We start from the raw sequence: 18201 nt of genomic DNA, 5'->3' as shown, positions 1-18201 counted from the left end.
CCGGTGGATAGGCCCGGACGTGTGAACCGGCAGCCTGTGGAGCCGACGTACTGGGCGTTTGAAGTCCCATGCGCGCCATGTGTTCGGCCAGGTTCCGCACCGGCGGCTGCGGAGCGGCGAAGGGAACGCCGCTCAGGGGGACGGCCGTGTGGGAGGTGCGGGCGCTGCCGAACGCTTCGGCCATGTCCTGGACGGCGCGTCGGTCGGGCTGGGAGCGGGCTCGGTCACGGCCCAGGAGCGAAGCCACGACGTCGACGGCACCTTCGTAAGACTCCCGATAAGCCCTGGCGTCCTCGGTGAGCCGTTCGGATGCGTGCGGAGGAGCGAGGTGATGAGCGGCGACGATCGATGCGGCCTGCTGCCGGAGCCGGTCGGCGTCCGGCACCTCACGCAGGTAATCACGTGCGTAGCGGATCCTGTCCGACCACTCCTCCAACGCCGCTGGGGACGGCACCGGGTAGCGGGGGTGGTCGGTGCGGGGACTCGTCGCCCCTGTCGGGCTGGTGTGGTGTGCTGTGCCTGCTCGCTGCCGGTCCGTTGCGGACACCCCCTGGCGGGGAGCCGAGGGCCTTGCGATGTGCTCGGGTCTTCCGGCCAGCTGGTGGAGTACATGGCGTTCCAGCCGCTCGATGGCGCCTTCCCGCTTGCTGCTCGGATGGCGGCCACGCCAGTCGGTGATCTGGAACAGGATGTCCTGCAGGGCGGCTGTGTCGCCAGGCCGGGAGAGGGCTTCCCTGACGGCGGAGTCGATGTTCTTGAGGTTGGTGCGGGGCCTCATTCCGGGGAGTGCCGAGATCTCTTTCCAGTTCTGCATGGCCTCGGGCGGAGGCCAGTTCGCCGGCTCCTGGGACAGTGCCTGCCGCAGCGTGGCCGTGTCCTGCATGGCCTGGGCCCACTGCCGCTTGACCCGGTCCCAGGACTGCCCCGCGTGATCGAAGAGGTTCAGCGTGTAGGCGAACTCGGTCAGATCGGCGTCCAGCTTCTGCAGTACGGCCGAAACATGAGAGCGGTCCTGCTCGGCGCCCCTGGTACCGCTCTCCACGGGGTCGTGAAGCCGAAGCAGACTGCGCACCAGAGGCTTCACCGCTGTCCGCTTCAACAGCTCGAATCCCAGGGCCCGCTGGTGGTGCGCCAGGTTCAGTTCCCCTGTGATCCGCAGCAGCCGTTCCAGCGCGCCGGCGAGTTCACTGCCGGCCAGCTCCGTCTGCATCGCGTGCAGCCGGACGTGGTGGCCGGGGGGCAGCCCTGTCCTTCGGGCCCCCGCCTCATAGCGGACGAGGGTGCGCCGCTTGAGGTCCTCATACTGTTCACGGGCCTGGGCAACGCCCTCCACATCGGCCAGGTTCCGCAGCTCGACAAGCGGTTTTCCTCCGTCGAGCTCATCGAAAACTGTGGCAATCCGCATGGCTTTCTGCGGAACGAAGCGGTTCGGGTGGCGCAGAAGGAAGCTGTGCAGATAGTCACGGACGGTGGTGCCGATGTAATTGAAGCTTGCGTCGATCGGGTCGCGGGCGTATCGATCGCTCAACACCTTCCGGGCGTGGTGTGAAAAGCTTCTCAGAACAGATTCGGAGTTTCCGTTGAGGAATTCACGTGCCTGCGGTGACAGAGCACTGGCCAAGGTGCGCGGATCATGCCTGGACGCAATGAAGGTATAGCTCTTGAACCACTGTCCCCCCTCTTTTCCTGCGGCCTTGTCGTCCTCCATGTGCGCAGGAGTGATGGCCTGCAAGAAAACCAGGAGAAGCAAACCGGCCACGGACCGGTACTCGGCATCGTCCAGGGTCTCCCAGGCGAGCCACGGGTTGGCGATCGGTGTCCTGCGAGTAGTGGAGTAGAAACGCGCTGCTACGTCCTTCGCGAAAGCCGCACCGGCCTCCGCATCGGCGTGGGCGGTATCAGCGCTTTTCACCGAAAGGAGTTTGACATCATCCATGATGAAGTCGAGCAATTCGGAAGGAGGCATGCCGATGGTCCACTGCGCGGACAAGTTGGACTCTCGTCCGGGCCTCACCTCCGCGAGCCCCGCGGTGCCGTGCTCCAGGGCCTGGAACCTGTTCGTCCCTCTGAACATGCGCTGGAAAGGCGTCCGTGGACGCAAAGAAGACATGACCGTTTCAAGTGAACGCCAGATTTCTTCTTCCGGCACGCCGCCGGCTTCGCCGCGGAACGCGATAGGAGCTCCGACGATCTCCAGCGTCGCCGGTGCCTCTTGCCGCAGCCTTTCCGCCGTCAAGGTGAGGGGGCCGAGCTGAGCCAGCCTGTCCCCGTGCCACAAATTCTGGTCAAGAATCCACTCGGTCTCGAACTCCGGCCCCATCTTCCCGTACGAGAGAAGAGAAGGGTCGAACCGTGCCGAACTCGAGCTCTGCTGCCCTTGCTGCGACGACGAGGCGATGCTGTGACTCGTCGACCACATGCCTCCCGGCAGGCCCGTCACCGCCCGGGTACCGAACTCGGTGCGCAGTTCCTCGGACAGCAGCGACGGCGGCCACTCCTCCACGGAGTCCGGGCGCGGTTCGCTGTGCACGCGCGCGGCGATCACAGCGGTCATGTCGTCGAAGAGCGCGGCGTATTCGGCCTCCGGCGATCCCTCGGCGGCACCGGCACGGTCGATCGGCGGGGGCTGATGGCGCCCGCTCATCAGCTGGGCGGCCTGCTCGAGAAGCTGCTCCCGCTTCGCTTCCGGCAGCGACTCGAGGACCTCCCGGGCCTCGGCGAACCGATCGGCCCAGCGGGCACGGACGGCCGGATCCACGATCGGGTACACCGGGGCGGGGCGAACACGTTGCGACGGAGCAGGGGCGTCGTCCGCTGTGAACATCGGCGCCGGCTCGGCCTGTGCCGGGGCGGCGAGACGGTTCGTCGCAGTGCCGTGACCGGTGCTTTCGGCGGTGTTCCGCAGCTCATGTGCCGTCTCCTCGGCAACGGCGGCCGCCGTCTTCGCGGCGGACAGCTCGTCGGCGTCGCGTGTCAGAGCGGGTGGGGCTTCGCCCGGGCCATGGAGGGAAATCTCATCAGGACCGACGGTCCTCTGGAGCACGCCTCTGTCCGGCGACGCACTCGTCCGCTGTTCTGCGGCCTCTTTCTGCGTGTAATACTCGATGAGCGCTTTCAGTTGCGTGACTTTGTCCGTATGTTGCCTGATTTTCCTGGCGGTATCCGCATCCGTGACGAAGCAGACTTTGTTCACATCGGGCATTGCAGTTCCCATTGTCGAGCGGATCGCTGTCGGCCATGGATGCGTCGGCAGTGGCCGTCCGGCCTCGTCGGCGCGACGGGTGGGCGACGGAACTCCGAGAAGGGCAGAGCTGTAACAGCGGGCGCGAGGTGCCTTGCACACACGGTTGGGCGGCACCCTCGCGTCGGATTGACGCATCAATACAACGGGGGGCCGATCACGCAGGTTCAGTGTGACGTGGATTACATTTCGAGATCCAGAAGTTTTTCGGCAACCCCTCTTGGGGAGCCTTTCTTTTCTCTGGGCTTTCCCTGTGGTGCCGGACACTCCATGCTTGCGCCGCGCAAGTGAACGCTTCTCGCCCTGTGATCCGAAGGTGGCGGCAGCGGCTCGATCACCGCCTGCGGTTCGCCACCGACCGCCCACGGCTTTCGCCGCACCATGAACACGCCTCGCACAGCAAGGGATCACCTACCTCGCCACCGTGTCGCGGAAGGACCGTTGCGCAAAGACCTCTTGGCCCGGGATCACCGTCCTCTCGTCGCACCCTGCCCTGCTCATGCGCCATCGGTACGCCAAAAGTGCGCCGTCCGTACGGTTTGGCGGATAGGGTGCCGGTCAGGAGGTGGTGCATGTCCGAGTTGTTCGATGCGGTCGACGCGCTGGTGGCGTCCCGTGCTCCGCTGCCGCCGGCGCAGGAGCGCAAGCGGCTGCGTCAAGCCCATGGCCTGACACTGGATGAGGTGGCCGCCGCGCTGAAGGTGCGCAGGGCGACGGTGTCCGGCTGGGAGTCGGTGAAGAAGACGACCGAGCCGCGAGGCCCCGAACGTGAGGCGTACGCACGGCTGTTGAACAGGCTCGCGGATCTCTACCCCACGCCCCCGGCACCGGAGGGGGCGGTCGCCCCGGCGGCGCCGGCCGCCTTCACCGCCGCGCCCGCCCTGGAAGAAGCGCAGCCTCCGGCCTCCGGCCCGGTGTCCGATGCCGCGAGCGCGACCGGGAACACCCGCATCACTCCTGCCCCTCCGCCTCCTGTTCCGGCGGCCGCGCCCCCTCCTGCGCGTACCACCGGGAGCACATCCGCGTCGCGCCGCCCGAGCGCGAAGAAGGCGGCCCCGACCCGTACCCCGGCGGGCGGCACCGACCCGCGGTTCGAGAACGGTCCGCTGGCGGTCGTCGACGTCGACACCGGCGGCCAGGTGCTGGCGTACTGCACCGGCGGCCTGGTCCTGGACGTGCCCGCCAAGTCCCTGCCGTCCCTGATGGAGTGGACGCTGAAGGAGGCGAGGCTCGGGCAGCCGAGGCTGTCCGGTCCCGGTAAGGACGCCGACCCGCTGATCGTGCTCACCGAGGCGGCGCTGGAGCGCTACGGTCTCCCCGTCACCCTCACCGATCAGGAGCGGCGGGCCGGGCGGATCCCGGAGGGCCACAAGGCGATCAAGCAACTGGCGCGTGCGGAGTGGAAGCTGACCAAGCGCGGATTCGGGCCGTGGGCGCGGATCTACCGCCCCGCCACCGGTTCGCAGCGGGCCTGCGTGCAGCTGTGCGTCCCGTCCTGGCACGCGCTGGACGCCCGGCACTGGGGCGAGGCCGCGCAGCTTCCGCCGGCCGACCTCGCCCGGGTCCTGGGCGTGTACGCGTCGCGGGTGCTGACGCCGCGCGGTTCGACCGCTGTGACCGGCCTGGAGCTGATGACCGCCCTGCACCCGCCGACCCGCGCCTCCGGACCCGACACGACGGGTGAACGGCACTCCGAGCACAACCCCGGCAGTCTGGGCAAGGACCCGGTGGACTGCGCGCCGTGCGAGGCGCCGGACGGGCACCCGCTGCTCAAGGACCTGCCCCGCTTCCATGTCCGGGGCCCGGCGGAGAAGCTGTTCGAGGAGGCGTACGACTGGGCACGGCCGATGACCGATGCCGAGTGCACCCTGCCCCACCTGGTCGGCATCGACGTGAACATGGCCTTCGCCGCCGGAGCCAATGGCCTGGTCGTCGGCCTCGGAGCGCCCGCCCACGTCACGAACCCGGTCTTCGACCCCAAGCTGCCCGGCTCATGGCTGGTCGACCTCAGCCACGTCGACCTGTCGAAGGTGAAGGCCGGCAGGGACACATGGGTGGAGCTGGACGCGAGTCTGCTGCCTTCTCCGTTCACGCCGAAGGGCGAGCGTCCCGAGGGCCCGGCCTGGTACGCGACGCCCACCGTCGCGTACGCGGTGGAGCTCGGCTACGAGGTGCGACCGGTCGAGGCGTACGTCCGGTACGACAACGGCCGTTACCTGGACGGCTGGTACCAGCGGCTGCGGGACGCCTACCTGGCCACGATGGCCGACCTCGGCATCCGCCCGGACATGGCTCCGGCCGACTTCCTGGCGGCCATGGACGGTTACAAGGAACGCGACCCGCAGCTGGCGATCGTCGTCTCGGCGATCAAGGCGACGGTCAAGGGCGGCCTGGGCAAACTGCGCGAACGCCCGCGCGGCGAGGGCTGGCGGCCCGGGCAGCCGTGGCGGGCCCTGTCCCGCCCGACCTGGCGCCCCGACATCCGCGCGGCCGTCATCTCCCGCACCCGGATCAACCTGCACCGCAAGATTGTCAAGCACGCCGCGTTCACCGGCCAGTACCCGGTCGCCATCCTGTCCGACTGCGTCGTCTACGCCACCGACGGCACCGGTCCGCTGGACTTCCTGCCCTACCGGGAGGGCAGGCCGCTGCCCGGCGGCTTCAAGCTCGGCGTCAACCCGGGCCTGGTCAAGCACGAGGGCACCCAGAGCGTCCTGTGGGGTGAGGAGGTCCGCGACCGGTTCGGCACCCCGGACCTCAACCTCGCCCGCTACATCAAGGACGGTACCGTCACCGACGTCGACAACGGAGAGTAGGGGAAGGCGATGGCCCTGTTCGGGGACGGCTTGGACGCCGCGGTGCACAAGGCGTTCACCCGCCCGGCACCCAAGAGCGCACCCGCGCGGATGCGGTATCTGGTCAAGCAGCTCAAGGGCACCAAAGCCGTGGCGCAGATGCTGGAGATCTCCCAGCGCACCGTCGAGCGCTACGTGAAGGGTCAGATCAAAAGGCCCCGCCCGGAGCTCGCCGCGCGCCTGGAGCGTGAGGTGAACAAGCGGTGGCAGCCGCAGATCCGCGCCAAGGCCAGGGCGAGGGCGGCGACCACCGGCGGCATCGTCATCGACACCCGCGCCCGCCTCGGCTACACCGCGCCGATCGGGTCGACGGACGAGTCCCGCATCCGGCACCTGACCGTCGCCCTGCCCCCGCAGCACGCCGCCCGCCTCTTCGACGCCCAGCAGGCCGGCGCCGACGACGCCCAGCTCCGGCGGATCGCCGCGGACGCGCTGCGCGAGGTGTACTTCCAGGACGGCGGCCGCCGCGCCGGGAGCCTGGAGGAGGTCCACTTCACCGACATCGAGCACCTGGAGTTCGAGCTGTAACCGCTCCACCACGCGAGTCCCGGACCGATACGGTCCGGGACTCGCTCGCGTATCCGCCGGCAGAGGCGGCCGACAGCATCACAGGTCAGGCCAGGGGCGGGTCGTGGGCTTGGATGCGCAGGGCCCCACTCCCCGAGAGCCGTCGCGTCACCTCCGCCCTCCGACAGGCCGAGCCGCGGAAGAGCATCTCGGATGCCGTGCACCTGAGACGCCGCACACGAAGCCGCCTCGGCCACGACGGGGTCCGGTCCGCACGTTTTACCTGACACAGATAGAAAGAGAACCGGCATTTTCGCTGGTCACAGAGTCGAAGGCGGAGGTCGTGTGTCTCTTCGGCAGTGACATTCGATCTCCCGGATGTCACGGCTGAGGAGACATAACTCCCTCAAAAAGGCCAGTATCGCTGACCTTCTGGTTCGTAGAGAGGTCAGCATTGCCGGCTTCCGCGTCGTCGGCTCGCCCGTTTCGGACATCCCCGGGGTTGCCCAGTGCGCAGGAGTTGATGCAGGGCGTCATGGGCGGGATGTGTCACCCCCGGGGTGACACAAGACCCGCGGAAGGTCAGGAATGCCGGCCTCGAGGTCAGAAGTGCTGACCCTCTGCCGCGTTGCTGAAGCTTCCCCTTTGATCGTGGACACCTGGAGGCTGGGATCTTGAGGTTCCGGAGGAAGCGGCACCGGGTGGGAAACAAGTACATGAAGTGGTACACCGAGGAGTTCAAGCGGACGTGATCGCGCTCGTCGATCCTCGGGCAGTACGGTCACCGCGGTGGCCCGGGAGTTCGGTCATCGGCTCGGAGTACCTGCGCGGCTGGTACCGACGGGCCAAGCCGGACCAGGGCGACGGCGGGTCCGGTGAGCCGGCCGGCGCCGCACGCGAGGAGCGCGAGCGGCTGCGCAAGGAGGTCCGCACACCAGCCGGGAGTGTTGCCTTGACCGGTTGAATCCAAGACGGCCTTCTTCGTGAAGGAGATCGGCCGGTGAGCCGGCTGTACCGGTCGAGCCGTGCGAAGGAGGCGGCCTGTCCGGTCGCCCTGTTGTGCCGGGTGCTGAGGGCCGCCCGTTCCTCCTGCTACGCGTGGTGCGAAGGCGAGGCCGCTCGCCGCGCTCGTCGGGCCGTCGGCGACGCGCTCGCGCACGGGATCGCCGTGCTGCACAGGGCACCGACCTGTCCCGATGGAGCGCCGACGAACTGTCGGCCATCGCCGCGGTCCTCAACTTCCGCCCCTACAAGACCCTCGGCCGGAAGACACCCGCGGAAGCCCTCGACGACCAGTGCACGCCGGTGTCGCGACGACCGGTTGAATCCGCCCTGCGTGCCGCGGCCGGAGTGAAACACCACGCCCCGTCGTTCCAGGACTCCGCACCGACCGCTTCAGGTGACACGAAAGACCGGCCAGCCGATCTCGGTGCGCCATGCGGCGGGATCGCTGGTGTCACGGGGGCCGACAACATAGACCTCCCGCACCGGCCCGGCCACCGACATCGCGTTCTCCACCACCCAGGTCCCGAGTTCGCCGTATGTGACCTCGGCACCGTCGTGCTCGCCGACGTGGGTGGTGACGGCCAGTTCCGCGGCCGGCAGAATCAGGGGGTGCACGCGCCCGGTACGGGGCGGCGTGGCGGTCGGCAGGTAGACGACCGCGCGGCCGCGCTCCTGCTCGAAAAGGGCGTTGTCGTAGCTGCCGCCCGGCGGTCCGGTCACGGCGTCGCCGACGGCCGCCTCCAGTTCGGCCATCGCGCCTGCGTACCAGGTCGCCATGTCGCCATGCCCGATCACGGCCTCCACCGCCGCGACCGTCCGGGCGGGCTCCGCACGCAGCTCGACGTCGATCGGCGCGGGGTCGGGCCGGAGCAGGCGGCGCAGCGACACGACCGCGGCCCGGGTGCGGTCGAGCGCGTCCTCGAGGCGTTGCAGGTGTTCCGTGACCAGGGCCGCCCGGACTCCGGGGTCGGGTGTCCGCAGGATCCGCCGCACATCGCTCAGAGGGACGTCGAGCTCGCGGAGCCGGTGGATGACCTGCGCGGTCGGGATCTGGCCGACGGCGTAGTAGCGGTAACCGGTGGTCTCGTCCACCACGTCGGGTTCCAGCAGGCCCGCCTCGTGATACCGGCGCAGGGTCCGTACGCTCAAGTGGGTCAGCCGCGAGAACTCTCCGATGGTCAGCACACCCTCACCCTAAACACTCTCCCTGGGGGAGAGTCCACGGCTTGACCCTCCCGCGCCGTGAGGCCACACGGTGGACTCATGACACAGCACACCGATCTCCCGTCCGATCTGCTCCCGGCCACCGTGCGCGAGTTCTTCGCCGCCCACATCGTCCGCGACGCCGACACCGCCTCGTCGTTCCTCGCTGAGGATGCGGTGATCGTCGACCAGGACGAGACCTTCCGTGGCCGAGAGGAGACCTACGCGTTCCTGCGGGACGCCGGGTCCGAGTTCGAATACACGACCGAGCAGATCGGCGCTCACCGCGTCGATGACACTTACTGGGTGGTGACCGTGCGGATCGAGGGCACCTTCCCGGGCGGCGTCGCCGAGCTCGACTACCGGTTCGCGGTGCGCGATGACCTCATCGCCGAACTCGTCATCGCCAACCACCCGGCCTGACCGGACCCACGTCACAACAATCCTCAGTGGAGAGAAAAATGTCTCGTTCGGATCGCGATCGCCTCGACGGTCGCCTGGCGCTGGTCACGGGCGGTTCGAAGGGCTCGGGCAAGGCCGTCGTGGAGCGACTGCGAGAGATGGGTGCCGACGTCTATGTGACGGCGCGAACGATGCCCGACGGGTACGAGCGTCCCGACCGCTTCATCGAAGCGGACATTTCGACCATGGAAGGCGCCAACGCCGTGGCCGGCCGAATCGCAGAGGCCGGCGGCACACTCGACATCCTGGTGCACGTCGTCGGGGGAACGTCGACGCCGGCGGGAGGATTCGCGGTCATCACCGATGACCAGTGGCTCACCGAGCTGAACCTCAACCTCCTTGGAGCGGTACGGCTGGACCGGGCTCTTCTCCCGGCGATGATCGCGTCCGGGTCGGGTGTGGTGCTGCACTTCACCTCGATCCAGCGTGAGCTGCCCCAGCACGAGGCGTCCTTGGCTTACGCGGCGGCGAAGGCCGCGCTGCGCACATACAGCAAGGGACTTGCCAATGAGCTCGCGCCGCGCGGCGTACGGGTCAACGCGATCAGCCCCGGCGGAATCGAGACCGAAGCCTACGAAGAATTCGTGGACCGGATCGCCGAGGGCAACGGACTCACACGTGAAGCGGCCAAGCAGACCATCTACGACTCCCTCGGGGGAGTACCCCTGGGACGATTCGCGAACACCGAGGAGATCGCGGACCTGGCCGGGTTCCTGGTCTCGGACCGCGCCTCGGCCATCGTGGGCGCCGAGTACGTGATCGACGGCGGCACCGTCCCGACCGTCTGAGCCGGGCACCGGCGCCGAACAGCCACGCGCGAACAGCCCGGTCCGGCGGCACACCCCTCTTCTTCACAAGAAGAACTCTCAGACGCTGCCCGGCAACACCGACAAGCGCGTCGACGCCGTTGTCGCGCTTTCGGTGCTCGCCCGGTCGTCGAGATCGTGCCACGCGGCTCCGGACCGGCTGCGCGTCACCAGTTCGCGAGTACGAGCGCTCAGGGTGACCCACCAGATGGCGGGCCGCCCCGGCTCACGTGACATCTGCCGATGACCCGTGAGCCGGGGCAGGCAGACATCCAGTTGGCTATCGCGAGGAAAACACATGACGACGCACATCACGGACCGGTCGTCCGCCCAACCGGTCGGGCCGCCCCCGCCCTTCGACCCGGAGCTCGCTCCGGTCGTTGAGATCCTGACCGGCCTGCGCTCCCCCGACGCCTACCGTTTGGACAACATCGTTGAAATGCGCGAGCCCGTCCCCGGGGTGGAGACCCCGACCGACGAGATCCTCTCGCGCGGTGGCACCTACAGCGTGGAGGAGCGGGCGGTGCCAGGGCCGGACGGAGAACCGGACATCTCGCTGCTGATCTGTCTCCCGAAGCACGCGACGACCCCGACCCCGGCGATTTACCACATCCACGGCGGCGGCATGATCATCGGAGACAACCGGTTCGGCCTCGTCGAGATGCTGAACCTGGCCGAGCCGATGGGCATGGCCGTGATTTCGGTCCAGTACCGGCTCGCACCCGAGACGCCCCACCCGGGTCCCGTCGAGGACTGCTACGCGGGCCTGGCGTGGGTGTCGCATCACGCCCACGAGCTCAACATCGACCCTGAACGCATCGTCATCGGCGGTGCGAGCGCCGGCGGCGGTCTCGCGGCAGGTGTCACCTTGATGGCACGCGACCGCAACGGCCCGGCGATCCTGGCCCAGCTGCTCCTGTCGCCGATGCTTGACGACCGCAACGACTCGCCCTCTGCCCAGCAGATGCGCGGCGTCGGTATCTGGGACAGCTCCTCGAACGAGACCGGATGGAACGCGCTCCTCGGCGACGGCGTTCGCGGAGGACCGGATGTGTCCCCGTACGCTGCGCCTTCCCGTGCGGCAGACCTTTCCGGCCTCCCGTCCACGTTCATCGACGTCGGATCGGCCGAAACGTTCCGGGACGAGGACGTCTCCTACGCAAGCCGCATATGGCAGGCGGGCGGCCGCCTCGAGCTGCACGTCTGGCCCGGTGGGTTCCACGGGTTCGACGTCGTGGTCCCTCATGCCGTGATTTCGCAGGACGCCATCGCCGCCCGAGCGGCATGGCTGCGCCGTCAGCTCTTGGTCTGACACGCAGCCTCGGCCGGGTAATCGGTCCGGTTCCGGATCGGTGGGCCGGTGGCGAAGTCGGCCTTCGGCCCGGCTCGGCCGTTGTGCCGGCGTACGTAGCCGGCGATCGCGGTGTCCTGTTCGGTGTGACTGTGGTGGTCGGTGTTGTGGGCCTGTCCCGGACTTCACCCTCCGGGACACCCGGATGGGTGTCTGCGGTCCGGTGATGCTCGTCATACTGCAGGAACGCCGCAGCGCCGGGTGAGTGGATCTCACCCGGCGCTGCGGTGTGTGTCGTTCAGGAAGTCGCGAGTCAGCCGCCGTCGGCCGGCACGATCGCTCCCGCGACATGGAACGCCTCGCCGTGGAGCTCCCGGCATGGATGTCAGGGCTTTTGAGAGAGGGTGGGTGCTTGAGAAGTTGTTTGGTCCGTCCGGCCGGTGGTTTGTGCTGGTTGAGGGCGGTGGCCAGAGAGGTGGTCAGGCCCGGGGTGAAGCTTCCCCTTGATCGTGGACACCTGGAGACTGGGACCTGAGGTTCCAGAGGAAGTAGCACCAGGGGGGAAGCAAGTACACGAAGCGGTACACCGAGGAGTTCAAGCGGGACGCGATCGCGCTCGTCGACTCCTCGGGCAAGACGGTCACCGCGGTCGCCCGGGAACTCGGCATCAGCTCGGAGTCCCTGCGCGGCTGGTACCGCAAGGCCAAGGCCGACCGGGGCGAGGGGCAGCCCGGCGAGCTGACCAGCGCCGAGCGCGAGGAACTGCGGCGGCTGCGCAAGGAGAACCGCGAACAGCAGCAGACGATCGAGATCCTGAAAAAAGCGACCGCCTTCTTCGCAAAGGAGAGCGACCGGTGAACGAGATGCACCGGTTGATCCATGCGGAGAAGGCGAACTACCCGATCGTCCTGCTGTGCCGGGTGCTGCACGTGGCCCGCTCCTCCTATTACGCCTGGCGCGAGGGCGAGGCCGCCCGCCGGGCCCGCCAGGCGGCCGACGACGCACTCGCGCACGAGATCACCGTGCTGCACATTGCCTCCCGCAAGACCTACGGTGTCCCGCGCATCCATGCCGAGCTGCGGCGTCTGGGGCGGCGGGTGAACCGCAAGCGCATCGCCCGTGTCATGCGTGAGCGCGACATCCGCGGTGTCACCCGACGCAAGCACCGCTCGCTGACCCGGCCGGATGCGAAGGCGAAGCCGGCCCCGGACCTGACCGGCCACGACTTCCACGCCGAGCGCCCCGGCACCAAGCTGGTCGGCAACATCACCTACCTGCCCACGGCCGAGGGCTGGCTCCACCTCGCCTGCTGGCTCGACCTGGCCACCCGCGAGGTGGTCGGCGCTCGGACGTCCGCCGACCTGGCCGCACTCACGGGCAGCGGCCAGGCCCTCGTTGGTGCCGACGACGATGAGTTCACGGATGAACTCGGCCAGGGCCGCGAAGACGTGGAAGACGAGTCGGCCGCCGGGGGGTGGTGGTGTCCAGGTTCTCGTGCAGCGAGGTGAAGCCGATCCCGCGGGTGCGGAGTTCGGCGACGAGGAAGCCCGGCTCGGCCGGTGCGGAGGTGGTCGTGGCTCCGGATCATGTCGGAAAACGGCGGCCCGGAGTTGTTGAATGCCCCCGGTTTTTGAAGGGGTTTTTGAAGGCTCTGCGGGACCTGGTCGACACTGCGGGGTGATCTTCAGAGAACGAAGATTCTTTGAAGATGGGAGGGTTCCCTCTCTGCCGCGTCGCCGCCGTGGTCGTTACGGTGCCGGCCATCAGGAGGCGGCGAGTTGGTTGATGTGGGCTGTGGCCAGCACGCGGCGGGACACGCCGCCGCGTGCGGTCCGGATCATGGCCTGGCCCAGTTGCAGGCTCGTGGTGACGTAGCGCGGCGCGATGCGCCGCAGCACCGGGTAGAGCGGGCCGATCACCCTGTACAGCAGGACGTAGGACGCAGTCTTCGCCCTGGTGCCGGGCAGAGGAAGGATGAACGCGGGGCGGAACATGTGGGCCCGCGGTGACAGCTCCAGCAGGCCGTTCTCCGTCTCGCCCTTGACGCGTGCCCACATCATGCGGTTCTTGCCGGTGCCGTCGGTGCCGGCGCCGGAGACGTAGGTGAAGACGAGGCCGGGGCTGGCGGTCAGCAGGGCGCGGGCGGCGGCCAGGGGGAAGTCGTAGGAGACCAGGCGGTAGTCGGCCTCGTTCATGCCGACGGCGGAGGCGCCCAGGCAGTAGAAGCAGGCGTCGAAACCGGCCAGATGGTCCTGGACTGCGGTGAAGTCGGTGAAGTCCTCGTGGTGGAGTTCGCGGAGCTTGAGATGGGCGCGACCAGTGGATGTACGGCCTATGGCGAGGACGTCGGTGACCTCTTCGTCGCGCAGGCAGGCTTCCAGCACTCCCTGCCCGACCATGCCGGTGGCTCCGAAGATGACAATGCGCACAGTGATCCATTTTCTGCCGTACGGGGTGGTCGGCCGGATTGCCTTGGATGGGGCAGACGGGGAAGCGGACGTCGGTGAGTTGCTCGGATGCGCCCCAAGGCGCTGTTGGACCGTCGTGTCGTGGGACTTCTTGCCGGAGGCGACCGGCTCGGGGTAGCCGCGGGTTCCGCCCATGCCTGCGGGGCCGTAGTAGTGGACGCCGGTGACGGCGGGGTCGGTGGCCGCGCGCAGGGTGGGCAGGGCGCCGCCCATGGAGGCCGGCTGGGTGATCAGCGGGAGCTCCAGGTCCGCGGCCTTGCGCAGCAGGCGGGGCAGGTTCTGCCGGAGTTCGGTGGTGGCGGCGCCGGGGTGGGCGGCGCCGGCGATCGTCGTGTGATGCCGGGCAAGGCGGCGCTGGAGTTCGTAGGGGAACGTCAGGTTGACGAGCTTGGCCTGCCCGTAGGCGGCGACGCGGTTGTAGGAACGGTCGAACCGCAGGTCGTCGAAGTGGATGTCGGCTGGACGCGGTGACCGAAGCCGCTGACGGTCACCACCCGCGAGCCGGGCACAGGCAGCAGTACCTCCAGCAGGAGGCCGGTGAGCGCGAAGTGTCCGAGGTGGTCGACGCCGAACTGCTTCCCTTTCATGGCGAACGGGAGCGGTTGCGTGGCCGCGAATGTCGCCCGGGCCATACGACCGCTTCCGCCAGGGGGGGTGTCAGACCGTCGTGTGCGCGGTCTGCGCCGCGAGGTTCTGGGTGAAGAACGGGAGGAGTTCGGTGGTGACCTGGGGTACGTAGCGGTCGTAGAGGTCGACGTGACTGGCTCCTTCGATCCAGTGCAGCCGCTTGGGCTCGTTCGCTTTCTTGACCGCTTCCTCGGACATCCAGGCGGTGGCCGCTTCGCTGCCGGCGACCATCAGGAGCGGTCGCGGGGCGAGCAGACCGATGAGGTGGAAGGCGTCGAAGTTCACGATCTTGTCGACGCTGGAGAAGGTGAACTCGTCGGTCTGGCGCGGGTGCCGGCCGCGGTCGGTGCTGTAGTACTCCCAGGCTTCGTAGGAGTAGCGGCGGCCGGCGCGTGCCTCTTCCTCAGTTGGGAGCACAGACATCGTCGGGAGCGGCTCGCCGGCCGCCTCGGTGGTGCGTGCCGCGGCCGCCGCGTCGAGCAGCGCCTGGAGGACGGCGGGGTCCTGGGTGCCGTCGGGGCCGACTCGGAAGTACAGTCCGAGGTCGACGGCGCTGACCGTCGCGACCGCGCGGATGCGGTGGTCGGTGACCGCGGCGGGAATGACGTAGCCGCCGGAGGCACAGATGCCCAGGGCGCCGATCCGGTCGGAGTCGATCTCCGGGCGGGTGGTGAGATAGGAGACGGCGTTCTTGATGTCCTCGACACGCTGGGCGGGGTCCTCGGTGCCGCGAGGGGTGCCGCCGCTCTCGCCCTGGTAGGCGGCGTCGTAGGTGAGCGCGACGAATCCGGCGTCGGCAAGTCGCTGGGCGTAGGCGCCGGCGGTCTGCTCCTTGACGCCGCCGCCGGGGTGAGCGACGACCACGGCGGCGAGCGGGCCGTCGGCAGCGGTGTCGGGGGTGTGCAGGTGGCCGGCGAGGGTGATCCCGGCGCTGGTGAAGGTCACATCGGTTCGCATGGCCCCACCGTGCCGGCTGTGCCCCGTGTGCGGGAGAGGAAGGTTCCTGCCTGGGGAAAGGCGTGCCGGGGAAGATTCTTTCCCCCCTTGATGGCCCGAGTCCGCGGCACGGTGGAAGCATAGTGGTGTCATGTCCGATTCGCGTTCATCCCGATCCGAGTTCGGTGCGTTCCTCAAGGCTCGCCGGGCCGAGCTGACGCCCGCGCAGGTGGGTCTCGCCGATGACGGGACCCTGCGGCGTGTCCCGGGGCTGCGCCGCGACGAGGTCGCCCGCCTTGCCACGATGAGTACCGATTACTACACCCGCATCGAGCAGGGGCGCGTGCGGGCCTCCGCGACCGTCCTTGCCTCCCTGGTGCGGGCGCTGCGGCTTGACGAGGCACAGCAGGCTTACCTGTACGAGCTGGCGGGCAAGACCCCCGCCCCGCGCTGCCGCGCCGGGCATCGGGTGCGGCCGTCGGTGCAGTGGATGCTCGATGCCCTCGGCCACTTGCCGGCGATGGTGCTGGGCCGCTACAACGACATCCTCGCCTGGAACACGGCCGCAGCGGCGCTCTACCAGGACTTCGGCAAGCTGACGCCATCCGAGCGCAACTTCACCAGACTGCTGTTCCTCGACCCGGCCATGCGCAGCCTCTTCACCGACTGGGAGGACGCGGGCCGGCTCAGCGCGGCACTGCTGCGGATGGAGACGGCCAGCAACTCCGACGACCCGCGCCTGGCCACGCTGGTCGGCGAGCTGTCGGTACGCAGTCCCGAATTCCGCGAGTGGTGGAACGGACGGATCGTCTCCGACACCACCTACGGCCTCAAACGCTTCCGGCACCCCCTCGTCGGCCCCCTCACGCTCGACTGCGACACCTGGACCAGTCCGAACGACCCCGACGTCATGTTCATGGTCCTCACCGCCGAACCTGGCACCCCTGAGGACCACGCACTGCGGATCCTCAGCTCCTGGCAGACCGCCCCCGCCCCGACTACACATCCGGCCGACACCCCCCACGACTGATCCGGCGGTCCGACGCCTCCGGACCCGCCACCCGAAGGGCTGGACGCCGCGGCCCGCAGGCAACCACGGCAGCCGGCCGCCGGTCATCACCGACGACATGCTGCCCACCGTGCTCCGCCGCCGCGCGAACGGCGAGACCGTCGAGGACATCCAGCCCGGCCTGCTCATCCCCACCGGCCGCCGCAAAGGACAGAGCCCCAGCCTCTCCAGCATCTACCGGGCGCTGGCCGAGCACGAGAAGGCCCAGGCGTATCCCGGGGCTGCCGAAACGGCGCATGCCGACTTCGCCCCCCTCCAGCAGCGCGACCGCAGCCCGTGTGATTACTCAGCGTTACTCGCCACCTGGTGGCAGCTATACGAGAACACGGCCCACCACGGGTTTTCGCCGGCTGGAAGCCGGGGCAGGCCTGGCCCGCGCTCGCGCGGCCGACCTGGCGCCCGGACATCCGCGCCACTGTGATCTCCCGGGCCCGGATCAACCTGCACCGCAAGATGCTCAACCTGGCCGCGGCCGCCGGCCGTTACCCGGTCGCGGTCCTGTCCGACTGCGCCGTGTACGCCGCCGACGGCCCCAGCCCGCTGGACGGCGCTGTCACGTTGGCTGATCGGGTGGAATCATTTTCTGGTTGGTCGTGCTGGGAGGGGGCGTCCGTGGGCAGCGCACCGCCGTCGTACAAGGGGCACCGGTACCCGGTCGAGGTGATCGCGCACTGCGTGTGGCTGTACTTCCGCTTCCCGCTCAGCTTCCGCGAGGTCGAGGAGCTGATGCTCGAGCGCGGCGTGATGGTGACCCACGAGACGATCCGCCGCTGGTGCGCGAAGTTCGGGCAGTCCTACGCCAACGGCCTGCGCCGCCGCCAGCCCCGGCCCGGGGACAAGTGGCACCTGGACGAGGTCTTCGTCAGGGTCAACGGCGAGCAGCGGTACCTGTGGCGGGCCGTCGACGTCGACGGCAACGTGCTCGACATCTTGGTCCAGAACCGGCGGGACACCGCTGCGGCCAGGTGCTTCTTCCGTAAACTACTCAAGAAGACTTGCTCGGTGCCGCGGGTGGTGGTCACCGACAAGCTCCGTTCCTACGGCGCCGCCCACCGCGAGGTCATGCCCTCGGTCGAGCACCGCTCGCACAAGGGCCTGAACAACCGGGCCGAGAACTCCCACCAGCCCACCCGGCAGCGTGAACGCGCCATGAAAGGTTTCCGCAGCGTCGGCGGAGCCCAGCGGTTCCTGTCCGCGTTCAGCGGCATCTCACCCCACTTCCGGCCCCGCCGCCACCTGATGAGCGCCCCCGGCTACCGAGCCGAGATGGCCATCCGCTTCGCGATCTGGGATCAGATCACCGGCGCCACCGGCCAGCCCGCCAAGGCTTGAGCACCGGCCCGAAACCCGGCCCTCCCCACGCCCCGATACGCGGTCAGAGACCCATGCACCCAATAATGTGACAGCGCCGGGCAGCGGACGGGACGTTCGACCGGATGCTGCGGGCCGCGCAGGCGAAGGCGGATGCGGCGGACAACATCGAGTGGCTGGGTCGGTCGATTCCGTGGTCGTCCGAACTCACCAGCCCGGTTCCGCCAGTACATCCACGACGCCGATCATGTCCGGCCCTGTACGGCGGGGACGGCCTTGAAGACCGTGGTCGTCGCCGCTTCATCGAGATCCGGGCCTGCCCTTCGGGCTTGCCGATCATTAACCTGTCGTCTTGATCTTGCTGTTGGGGTTGCTGCTTCGGGTGGCGACTTGGGCTTGGAGGGCTGTCAGGGCGGCTGG

12 protein-coding genes and 5 pseudogenes are annotated in these 18201 nt (G+C 68.7%); 12 read left to right on the top strand and 5 right to left on the bottom strand.

Features of this window, described 5'->3' with window-relative positions:
- Positions 1-3202 (bottom strand): annotated as a pseudogene (locus ACH5AO_RS36765) (hypothetical protein); the annotation flags it as partial.
- Between the two features lie 611 nt (positions 3203-3813).
- Here ACH5AO_RS36765 and tap point away from each other — a divergent pair.
- The 4 genes and pseudogenes from tap to ACH5AO_RS36745 form a co-directional block, all read left to right on the top strand.
- Positions 3814-6057 (top strand): telomere-associated protein Tap, encoded by a 2244-nt coding sequence (gene tap, locus ACH5AO_RS36760; RefSeq protein WP_398932455.1) that lies wholly within the window; start codon positions 3814-3816, stop codon positions 6055-6057.
- Between the two features lie 9 nt (positions 6058-6066).
- The gene (gene tpg, locus ACH5AO_RS36755) at positions 6067-6624 is read left to right on the top strand and encodes a telomere-protecting terminal protein Tpg (protein ID WP_398932453.1); all 558 of its coding nucleotides are present in this window, start codon (positions 6067-6069) and stop codon (positions 6622-6624) included.
- Positions 6625-7351: 727 nt separating this feature from the next.
- On the top strand, positions 7352-7567 hold the full coding sequence (locus ACH5AO_RS36750; protein WP_398932451.1) for a hypothetical protein: 216 nt from the start codon (positions 7352-7354) through the stop codon (positions 7565-7567).
- A 212-nt stretch (positions 7568-7779) separates the two neighbouring features.
- Positions 7780-7899: pseudogene (locus tag ACH5AO_RS36745) on the top strand (IS30 family transposase); the annotation flags it as partial.
- Between the two features lie 99 nt (positions 7900-7998).
- Here ACH5AO_RS36745 and ACH5AO_RS36740 read toward each other — a convergent pair.
- Positions 7999-8793, bottom strand: a complete 795-nt coding sequence (locus ACH5AO_RS36740; RefSeq protein ID WP_398932450.1) for a MerR family transcriptional regulator — start codon at positions 8791-8793, stop codon at positions 7999-8001.
- Between the two features lie 78 nt (positions 8794-8871).
- On the opposite strand from ACH5AO_RS36740, the gene ACH5AO_RS36735 reads away from it, so the two are divergent.
- From ACH5AO_RS36735 to ACH5AO_RS36715, 5 genes and pseudogenes are all read left to right on the top strand, one after another.
- Positions 8872-9234: a nuclear transport factor 2 family protein gene (locus ACH5AO_RS36735; protein ID WP_398932448.1), complete on the top strand. Its 363-nt coding sequence runs from the start codon at positions 8872-8874 to the stop codon at positions 9232-9234.
- A 38-nt stretch (positions 9235-9272) separates the two neighbouring features.
- Positions 9273-10061: an SDR family oxidoreductase gene (locus tag ACH5AO_RS36730; RefSeq protein ID WP_398932461.1), complete on the top strand. Its 789-nt coding sequence runs from the start codon at positions 9273-9275 to the stop codon at positions 10059-10061.
- Positions 10062-10377: 316 nt separating this feature from the next.
- Positions 10378-11391: an alpha/beta hydrolase gene (locus ACH5AO_RS36725; RefSeq protein ID WP_398932446.1), complete on the top strand. Its 1014-nt coding sequence runs from the start codon at positions 10378-10380 to the stop codon at positions 11389-11391.
- Between the two features lie 564 nt (positions 11392-11955).
- Positions 11956-12228 (top strand): annotated as a pseudogene (locus tag ACH5AO_RS36720) (transposase); the annotation flags it as partial.
- Between the two features lie 5 nt (positions 12229-12233).
- Positions 12234-12878, top strand: a complete 645-nt coding sequence (locus tag ACH5AO_RS36715) for an IS3 family transposase (protein WP_398932459.1) — start codon at positions 12234-12236, stop codon at positions 12876-12878.
- A gap of 255 nt (positions 12879-13133) precedes the next feature.
- On the opposite strand, the gene ACH5AO_RS36710 is transcribed toward ACH5AO_RS36715, so the two are convergent.
- The 3 genes and pseudogenes from ACH5AO_RS36710 to ACH5AO_RS36700 all read right to left on the bottom strand — a co-directional run bounded on the left by ACH5AO_RS36710 (position 13134) and on the right by ACH5AO_RS36700 (position 15422).
- Entirely contained in the window at positions 13134-13799 is a 666-nt protein-coding gene (locus tag ACH5AO_RS36710; RefSeq protein WP_398932444.1) for an NAD-dependent epimerase/dehydratase family protein, read from the bottom strand.
- Between the two features lie 55 nt (positions 13800-13854).
- A pseudogene (locus ACH5AO_RS36705) lies at positions 13855-14413 on the bottom strand (short-chain dehydrogenase); the annotation flags it as partial.
- 82 nt (positions 14414-14495) lie between these two features.
- A complete protein-coding gene (locus ACH5AO_RS36700; protein WP_398932442.1) occupies positions 14496-15422 on the bottom strand; it encodes an alpha/beta hydrolase in 927 nt (308 codons plus the stop codon).
- Between the two features lie 130 nt (positions 15423-15552).
- Here ACH5AO_RS36700 and ACH5AO_RS36695 point away from each other — a divergent pair, with 130 nt between their 5' ends.
- The 3 genes and pseudogenes from ACH5AO_RS36695 to ACH5AO_RS36685 all read left to right on the top strand — a co-directional run bounded on the left by ACH5AO_RS36695 (position 15553) and on the right by ACH5AO_RS36685 (position 17802).
- Positions 15553-16431: a helix-turn-helix domain-containing protein gene (locus ACH5AO_RS36695; RefSeq protein ID WP_398932440.1), complete on the top strand. Its 879-nt coding sequence runs from the start codon at positions 15553-15555 to the stop codon at positions 16429-16431.
- Positions 16432-16818: 387 nt separating this feature from the next.
- A pseudogene (locus ACH5AO_RS36690) lies at positions 16819-17016 on the top strand (hypothetical protein); the annotation flags it as partial.
- 66 nt (positions 17017-17082) lie between these two features.
- The gene (locus tag ACH5AO_RS36685; RefSeq protein WP_398932457.1) at positions 17083-17802 is read left to right on the top strand and encodes an IS6 family transposase; all 720 of its coding nucleotides are present in this window, start codon (positions 17083-17085) and stop codon (positions 17800-17802) included.
- Positions 17803-18201 lie beyond the last annotated feature (399 nt).

It is taken from the genome of Streptomyces sp. NPDC018964, from assembly GCF_044390325.1.
Taxonomy (GTDB): Bacteria; Actinomycetota; Actinomycetes; order Streptomycetales; family Streptomycetaceae; genus Streptomyces.
The sequence above is the reverse complement of the archived record's forward strand: the minus strand, read 5'-3'. Positions and strand labels throughout refer to the sequence as shown.